Source organism: Caballeronia sp. J97, assembly GCF_905220305.1.
Lineage (GTDB): Bacteria > Pseudomonadota > Gammaproteobacteria > Burkholderiales > Burkholderiaceae > Caballeronia.
Map to the genome: position 1 here is coordinate 60,871 of NZ_CAJMZL010000037.1, position 6,770 is coordinate 67,640.

The following is a 6,770-nucleotide window of genomic DNA, read 5'->3' on the forward strand; positions in this document are numbered from 1 at the left end:
GGTCAGTCGAGGATTCTTCCCGGGTTGAGAATGCCCTGCGGGTCGAGCGCCTTCTTGACACGACGCATTACCTCAATTTCCTCTTCGCTGCGACAAACCGTGAGAAATGGCTTCTTGAGGCGGCCAACTCCGTGTTCGGCGCTGATGGTTCCCTCCCGGCCGCGCAGCGCCTCGAACACGAACGGTTCGAGTTGCTCGTATTCATGCTCGTCGAGTGGGCCGCTGAGGAGGTGCAAGTTGTTGTCGCCAAGGTGACCCAACCAGAGGTGGTGTGCATTCGGGAACTTTGCTTTGAGCTCACTCTCAATGGATTCGAGGAAGCTCGCCGTTTGCGCCCACGGAAGCCCCACATCCATGGTGATGGCCCGCTTGATATGAGTTAGAACTTCGGGGATAGATTCGCGAATGCGCCAGAGCTTCATCGCGTGCGACAAGTTCGATGCCTGAACGCAATCGGTGATTTCTCCTTCGTCTAGCGCGGCGCTGAGAGCGTCTTGCAATCTCTCGTCCATCGACTCACCTGGCATGCCAGCCGCTTCAATAAGGACGTACCAAGCGGGTTCCTCCGCAAGTGGTCGTGGTGTGTCTGTGAGCTTGCACGCCATGTCGACATATTCGGCCGACATAAATTCGAATGCGCAGAGTGCATCACCCACGCGTCGGCGAAGGTTGCGCAACAAAACTGGCAGTCTTTCAAATGAATCCGTGGCGACCATCGCAGTGGATGGCGTGCCCATTGGCGGCCGCAACCGCAGTGTCAATCGAGTAATGATGCCCAGCGTCCCTTCCGAGCCGACAAAGATATTCCGCGGGTCAAGGCCCGTGCTGTTCTTTACCAGTCCCTTCAGCGACGAGACAATCGTGCCGTCAGCCAAAACGGCCTCGACGCCGAGGACCGAGTCACGCATGGTGCCGTACTTCAGGACCCGAATACCGCCTGCATTCGTGGATGCGTTGCCACCAACCTGGCAGCTACCGCGCGCGCCCAAGTCGACGGCGAACATCCAGTCACACGCAGCAGCGGCCTCCTGAACGGATTGAAGCGTAGCACCCGCCTGGACGAGCATGATGCCCTCGAGTTCATCGATGTGTTCAATCTTGTTCATCCGCTCAAGATTGATGACCACATCGCCCTCCTCCGGCACGCCCCCGCCAGCTACGCCAGTGAGTCCGCCCTGCACCGTGACAGGTCGGCCTTCGCGATGACATGCTGCGAGGATGTGTGAGACTTCTTCGGTACTGGTCGGGCGGTAGACAACCGCCGGACGGCCGATGGTCAGGCCGCTCCAGTCGCCGAGAAAGCGGTCTTGAATTTCCTCGCCATGTAACCCGGCATCTATTGCCGCGAGGGGAAGGGACACTGTTTCCATGATGCTTTCCTTTTCTCAGGCAGTCTCGGCGCTGGTTACAGGGGTCGAGGTCGACGAGCCGAGCTTGTGTGCCTCATCGATTCCGCCAAAACGCTCGATAAGCGCTGCCTGGTCTTCCTTGGCCATCCGGTCGACTTCGTTCGGGTCGCAGATAGCCAGCAATTCTTGATGCATCTGTTGAAGCACAGCTTCGAATTCCGGGTTTTCGCCGAGGTCGGTGAGTTCCTCCGGGTCTGACTCCAGGTCAAACAACTCGGGGCGGAATCCCACGTAGTAGTGGTACTTCCAGCGGCCCTTGCGAACCATGAAGCCAGCACTGTTGCTACCGGCCGCGTGGTACTCGCTGAGGACGACGCGGTCCTTCTGCGGCGCGCTCGACGCCAATTCGAGAAGAGACTGACCGGGACGCTCACCCATCTCCTTTTGAGGGTCGATGGAAGCTCCCTGAAGAATCGTGGGAAACAAGTCGATAAGGTCAACGCTGGTCTCGTTGACCGACACCGGCACTCCAGGGCCCGTGACAATCATCGGTACCTTGACGCTTTCTTCGTAGAGGGTCGACTTGCCCCATACACCCCGCGCGCCGAGATTATCGCCGTGGTCCGACGTATAGATAATCGTGGTGTCTCCAGCGAGCGACGATCCATCGATAGCCTGGATGATCTTGCCGACATTGTCATCGAGCCAAGACACCAGTCCGTAGTAAGCAGAGAATGCTCGCAGTCGCTCATCGTTATCTGTGAACCAGTGTTCGCCGCCCATGAAATCGGCGTATTCCTGCACCCATGGGTGACGAACATAGCCGCTGCCCGGGTGTAACTTTGGCTCAGGCATTGTCTCCGGTGGGTACATGTCGAAGAACTTCTCGGCAACCACGAACGGAAAGTGCGGTGCCACGAGTCCGATGTAAAGGACGAAGGGCTTTTCGGACTGGTCTTGAGCGGCATCCTTCAGCCACTCGACCGCGCGCGCGGTGACATCACGGTCGTACTCAGTGTAAGTCGATTCCCCGGGCCCAATGCGTTCGCCCAACATGCGTGGACCGTCATGACGCGGCTTAAACGGGTCACGGATAGAACCCCATACCATTCCGTGGCCGCCAACGACGTGCATCGGAACGTGCTCCTTGTCGAACCCGGCCGGGTCTTCTTCGGCGCGATAATGCAACTTCCCAATGCTTTCCACTCGCACGCCATGGTCTTGAAGGACATGCCCCCAGCCTCGCTGAGCGCCGAAATACGGCATCGCATTGTCCCAATGACGAATCTGATGCACCCGCATGCCGGTCGCGAAAGCAGCACGGGCGGGCACGCAAATCGGGCTCGGGGTATAGGCGTTCGGGAAGCGTGTTCCTCGGCTCGCCAAAGCATCAAAATTCGGTGTTTTTACAAAAGGATGTCCCGAGCAACCCATAATCCGGGGGTCGTGCTCGTCGGACATGATGACAACAACATTGCGCCTAGCCATTTATCGTCTCCAAGAACGTTTCCACGTTTAAGGAGAAGGTCGCCTATGCGACAAATCAAATCCAATACAGAATTCGGCTGGCCAAGTATAATTTTTTCTGTATACCGATTGACACAGAAAAAAACACACATAATCATGGTCTTAGCGCATCCATGACCGCGCACATGCGACGGCACTGGGAAGGCAGTCGGGAAAATACCTATCTACGCGCGGGGCGGTATACAAAAAATCAGACGGCTCGTCCCTCAAGGCGTCCGCTGGCGACCAGGAGCCGCACTGTTTGCACAAGCTGGTCTCTAACCGCCATGGCGGCTGGGGTAAGTATCCTGTCGCTGAGCCACACGATTGCTTGGACTCGAGTGAGGAGCGGGGAGTCAATTGCGCGCCGTGAAAGCGTTCCAGTGGCGACTGCCTCGTGACAAAGGTTGCTCGGCAGGACCGCGTATGCCAATCCCTCTTTGACGACCCCAATCAGCATGCCCGTACTGTTCAGTTCGTACCGGATGTCGAGCGAGAGCCCTGCGTTTGCGGCAACGCGCTCAATCACCTTGCGCGCGTCGTAGGCACGGTCTGGAGCTGCAAGGGGGAATCCGGCGATGTCGGCAAGCAGGACACATGATGCTTTGTCGCGCATTAGCTCAGTGGCGCCGAAAAGCATGAACGGCTCTTCCAAGACCGATGTAGAGCTCATTCCTGGGATTTCGGCCGCGTTCGGCATAAGGGCCAATTCTGCAGCGCCCGCTTCCAGCTGAATCTGAATTTCGTGAGACAGCGCATCGGTGACATGCAAGTCTACGAGCGGATATCTCTCTGCCATCGAACGAAGCAAAGGCGGAGCAACGATGGCTGCTATCGCTCCACCGATGCACAGACGTACTTTGCCGACAGGCGAGTCTTCCGTCTGGTTCACATCGCGCTTTAAATTATCGAAACCAGAAATCAGCTCGACGGCACGGGCATACAGTCGCTCACCTGCTTCCGAGAGCTCGACTCCTTTTGCATGTCGCTCGAGCAAGCGTACACCGAGTTCGTTCTCAAGGGCGGCGATGTGCGTGCTTAGCGCCGGCTGCGCAACACCTAGGGTGATTGCTGCGTGGGTGATGCTGCGCGTACGAGCAATCTCTACGAAGTATCGGAGTTGACGGAGAGTCATCGCGAAACATTGTTCATGATGTGGAGCGTGAGAAGAGCACTGCGAGTCCCCAAATAGTAGCGGAAGCGCGGCCGGGCGCGCGCACGAGGCAACGACGCTACTGTCAAACGCTATTGTCCTGCTCTTCGCCACGCCTCGGCTTTGTAACTCAGGCATAGCGATGACGGCGTTGTCCGCATCGGCATCTAACCCACTGCATGATGCTGGGCTACCAGTCCCAGCTAACCAGCGTAGGGCGACCGGACAGTCTCACACTCCAAAGACAGCTCAGTTGCCCTAGCTCGCATGGCGTCGTCCCCGGCAAACAGTCCGCTGTCTGAGCGAAGCTGTCGCTCGAACGGCCGCGTCGCAGCTGCTTCGAACGACAGCAACTGGCCGATCCCGGAAGTAGCTGATCAAGCACAACCGCGCGGTGACACTCGGCTGCCCGTGCGAGACCGACTCGATCCTATCCGATTGCCAGCCAAAGTCGCTGTGCCCTAGCCGCGGCCTCCTCGTTCCGTCGCGCCGTAGTCGAACGAAAGGACTTCGACACTGATAGCTGCTATTCCCTCGGGGCAGTCATCTCGATGCGGCACGCTTTGATCGTCGTTCAAGCTTTGCCAAGTCGACGCCCGTCGCGCCCATCGCAATTTGTGCCGCCAGTTCGAATGCGGCCCCTTGACTGCGAACGTTCTCTTCCGACATTGCGCACCCTTCGAAAAAAAGCTCGCGCCACGCCGAATGAATCGTCTGCGCCATAGCCTGCAATGTGTCCCAGGCTTCCAAATTGGTGTAGCAGAACGACCCCGCATCCGCAATCAACGTCGCTGGCGTCGCGATGCGCGTGCCCTGCCGGTTTACGGCCATTGCCTGAGCGCCACGCCTGCGCGGATATGCAACAACGTCGTACGCGGGCGACAACGTCCACGACCCGTCGCGGTATAGCAGACCGTGGTTACGCGGGTGGTCGTCGTAGTTGCCGACGAGCGCGTTGAACGCCATCCGGCGCCACAGCTCGCGCTGCTGCCGCGCAGAAGGCTGGTTTTTCCCAGCGCACCAGCGCCGCAGTTCATGAGCAAGCTTGACATACGAGCGCTCTGGATCCTCGAGCGTTTGATCACTTCGCAGCCGAAGCGCCGTCGCCGCGCTTGCAAAAAGCGATCGCTCCGCCCCGCCGTCGACAACCTTACGGTCGAAGCGCTTCACCAGGGTGATCTCGTGCGGCCCTACGCGCTCGTGGCGAACCTCCGCCACATCAAGCCCACACGTTCTGGCGAGCGTCATTGCCACGAATTCACGCGATGCCAGGAAGGGTGCGCCGCCGCGCTCCGGCAGTTTGGCGATCCACCACTCGGCTCCATGATCCCCCTCGAGGGACACAGTCACCTTCGCCTTCTCTCCCCCAAGGCCCGTGGTTTTTTCCGGGCCCAGCAGCTTTTGCACCAATAGGCTGGCCGAGTATCCAGGCTCGACCTTTTCCAGTTCGGCCTTCAGCATCTCGAAGGTCGGGGGTAAAAGCTTAATCTTTCGCTCGAGCTGCTCGGGCAGGCACACTTCGAGGGCCCCCACGCCATCGCCTGGAGTCAGGTCCATGCGCTCCACCTCATCAAGCGTTTCGTTTTCGTAACTCGCAAGCAGGAGATCAAGGCCGAAACCGTCCGGCGCCGCGTCGCGCAGCACGCCGAATAGCCCATTCATATTGGTTGTGATTGCCGGCTTGTGCGAACGCGAAAAAGGCAGATTGATCGGATCGACTGGCAGTGCATTGGCGCGCGCCTCGAAGTCCTCGCTGTACGCAAACCGACCGCGTCGCCGTGACCATCCGAACGTGCCGCACTGAACAGGCCTATTCTCGCCCGGCAGCCACACCCACACAGGACGCTCCTTCTCAGCCATGAACGCTCCGTACTCGACCCGACAGACGCGTCGGCAACTTCGGTATCACCTTGGCTATGCCCGCTAGCAAGGCTCCAAACGGATATTCAACGCATCGCGGGCCGGTCTCGGTTGGCATGAATGCTCGCCTATCGCTCCGCAAAACCGCGTGCGCTCCGCGCGACGTCGGCAATGCGCCCTTCGATCAAGGCTTCGAGAGGTGTAGCGTCGCCGAGAAACGCACTTGGCGTCGTGAAGAAATCCCATTTGCTCCAGCCAGCAACGCTTGCCAAGAGCTTCGACACCTTAGCGAGCGCTTTCGAGTCGATGTTCCTGCATAGGTAGAAGCGCGGATAGTACGTGGCAGACCCAATGCCGACGCCGAAGATCCTACCGGCATTGACCGCTCTCACGAATGCTGTCTTCGAAATGTTCAAACCGGTCCTCAACTCTTCCTCAGTGATGAGCGCACCGGTTTCTATCAGTCGCTGTCGATCACGCGACCTTGATAGGCATTAAGGTAATCATCAACAGAGATACCTAAGGTCACGTCGCCGTCCGGATCGGTAGTCGGGTTTAATAGACGTTCTTGAAGAGCGGCTTCCAGGACGTAGACCTTAACTATCCGCCCAAGCCGTTCGTCGGGGATGGCCAGGACCTTCGCAGCCAACGTCGGAGCGAGAGCAACGCCGATCGCACCGCTGAGTCGCTGAAGCTCTTCAAAGACTTCGTCGGCAACGTCTTCTGATCTGGCTTTACGTCGTTGGATCATCGACGAGTCCTTTGAGCAATGAGCTTCTGATCGAGTGGCACTCAACATTGTCCAATCCGAGCGCAGACGGCAGCCCATGCGATGAACGCAACGCAGTTTTGACAAACCAATCGGTCACGTCGTGCCTCAACCCCACCTAAACTTCGATTAC

The 6,770-nt window shown here is 58.4% G+C and carries 6 protein-coding genes; all 6 read right to left on the reverse strand.

Annotated elements, in window-relative coordinates; genetic code table 11:
• Positions 1-2 precede the first annotated feature (2 nt).
• On the reverse strand, positions 3-1,370 hold the full coding sequence (locus tag U4Y90_RS31420) for an FAD-binding oxidoreductase (protein WP_321800562.1): 1,368 nt from the start codon (positions 1,368-1,370) through the stop codon (positions 3-5).
• Positions 1,371-1,385: 15 nt separating this feature from the next.
• Positions 1,386-2,837 (reverse strand): sulfatase-like hydrolase/transferase, encoded by a 1,452-nt coding sequence (locus U4Y90_RS31425; RefSeq protein WP_321800563.1) that lies wholly within the window; start codon positions 2,835-2,837, stop codon positions 1,386-1,388.
• A gap of 229 nt (positions 2,838-3,066) precedes the next feature.
• Positions 3,067-3,990, reverse strand: a complete 924-nt coding sequence (locus U4Y90_RS31430) for a LysR family transcriptional regulator (protein ID WP_321800565.1) — start codon at positions 3,988-3,990, stop codon at positions 3,067-3,069.
• A gap of 561 nt (positions 3,991-4,551) precedes the next feature.
• Complete coding sequence (locus tag U4Y90_RS31435; protein ID WP_321800567.1) at positions 4,552-5,868, reverse strand: type II toxin-antitoxin system HipA family toxin; 1,317 nt, start codon at positions 5,866-5,868, stop codon at positions 4,552-4,554.
• Between the two features lie 128 nt (positions 5,869-5,996).
• Positions 5,997-6,284: a hypothetical protein gene (locus tag U4Y90_RS31440; RefSeq protein ID WP_321800568.1), complete on the reverse strand. Its 288-nt coding sequence runs from the start codon at positions 6,282-6,284 to the stop codon at positions 5,997-5,999.
• 44 nt (positions 6,285-6,328) lie between these two features.
• On the reverse strand, positions 6,329-6,619 hold the full coding sequence (locus U4Y90_RS31445) for a hypothetical protein (RefSeq protein ID WP_321800569.1): 291 nt from the start codon (positions 6,617-6,619) through the stop codon (positions 6,329-6,331).
• Positions 6,620-6,770: the final 151 nt, after the last annotated feature.

What these genes read in the sequence shown, in the direction of transcription:
- U4Y90_RS31420 (WP_321800562.1), bottom strand. Translation starts at nt 1,370, where the DNA reads ATGGAAACAGTGTCCCTTCCCCTCGCGGCAATAGATGCCGGGTTACAT.
- U4Y90_RS31425 (WP_321800563.1), bottom strand. Translation starts at nt 2,837, where the DNA reads ATGGCTAGGCGCAATGTTGTTGTCATCATGTCCGACGAGCACGACCCC.
- U4Y90_RS31430 (WP_321800565.1), bottom strand. Translation starts at nt 3,990, where the DNA reads ATGACTCTCCGTCAACTCCGATACTTCGTAGAGATTGCTCGTACGCGC.
- U4Y90_RS31435 (WP_321800567.1), bottom strand. Translation starts at nt 5,868, where the DNA reads ATGGCTGAGAAGGAGCGTCCTGTGTGGGTGTGGCTGCCGGGCGAGAAT.
- U4Y90_RS31445 (WP_321800569.1), bottom strand. Translation starts at nt 6,619, where the DNA reads ATGATCCAACGACGTAAAGCCAGATCAGAAGACGTTGCCGACGAAGTC.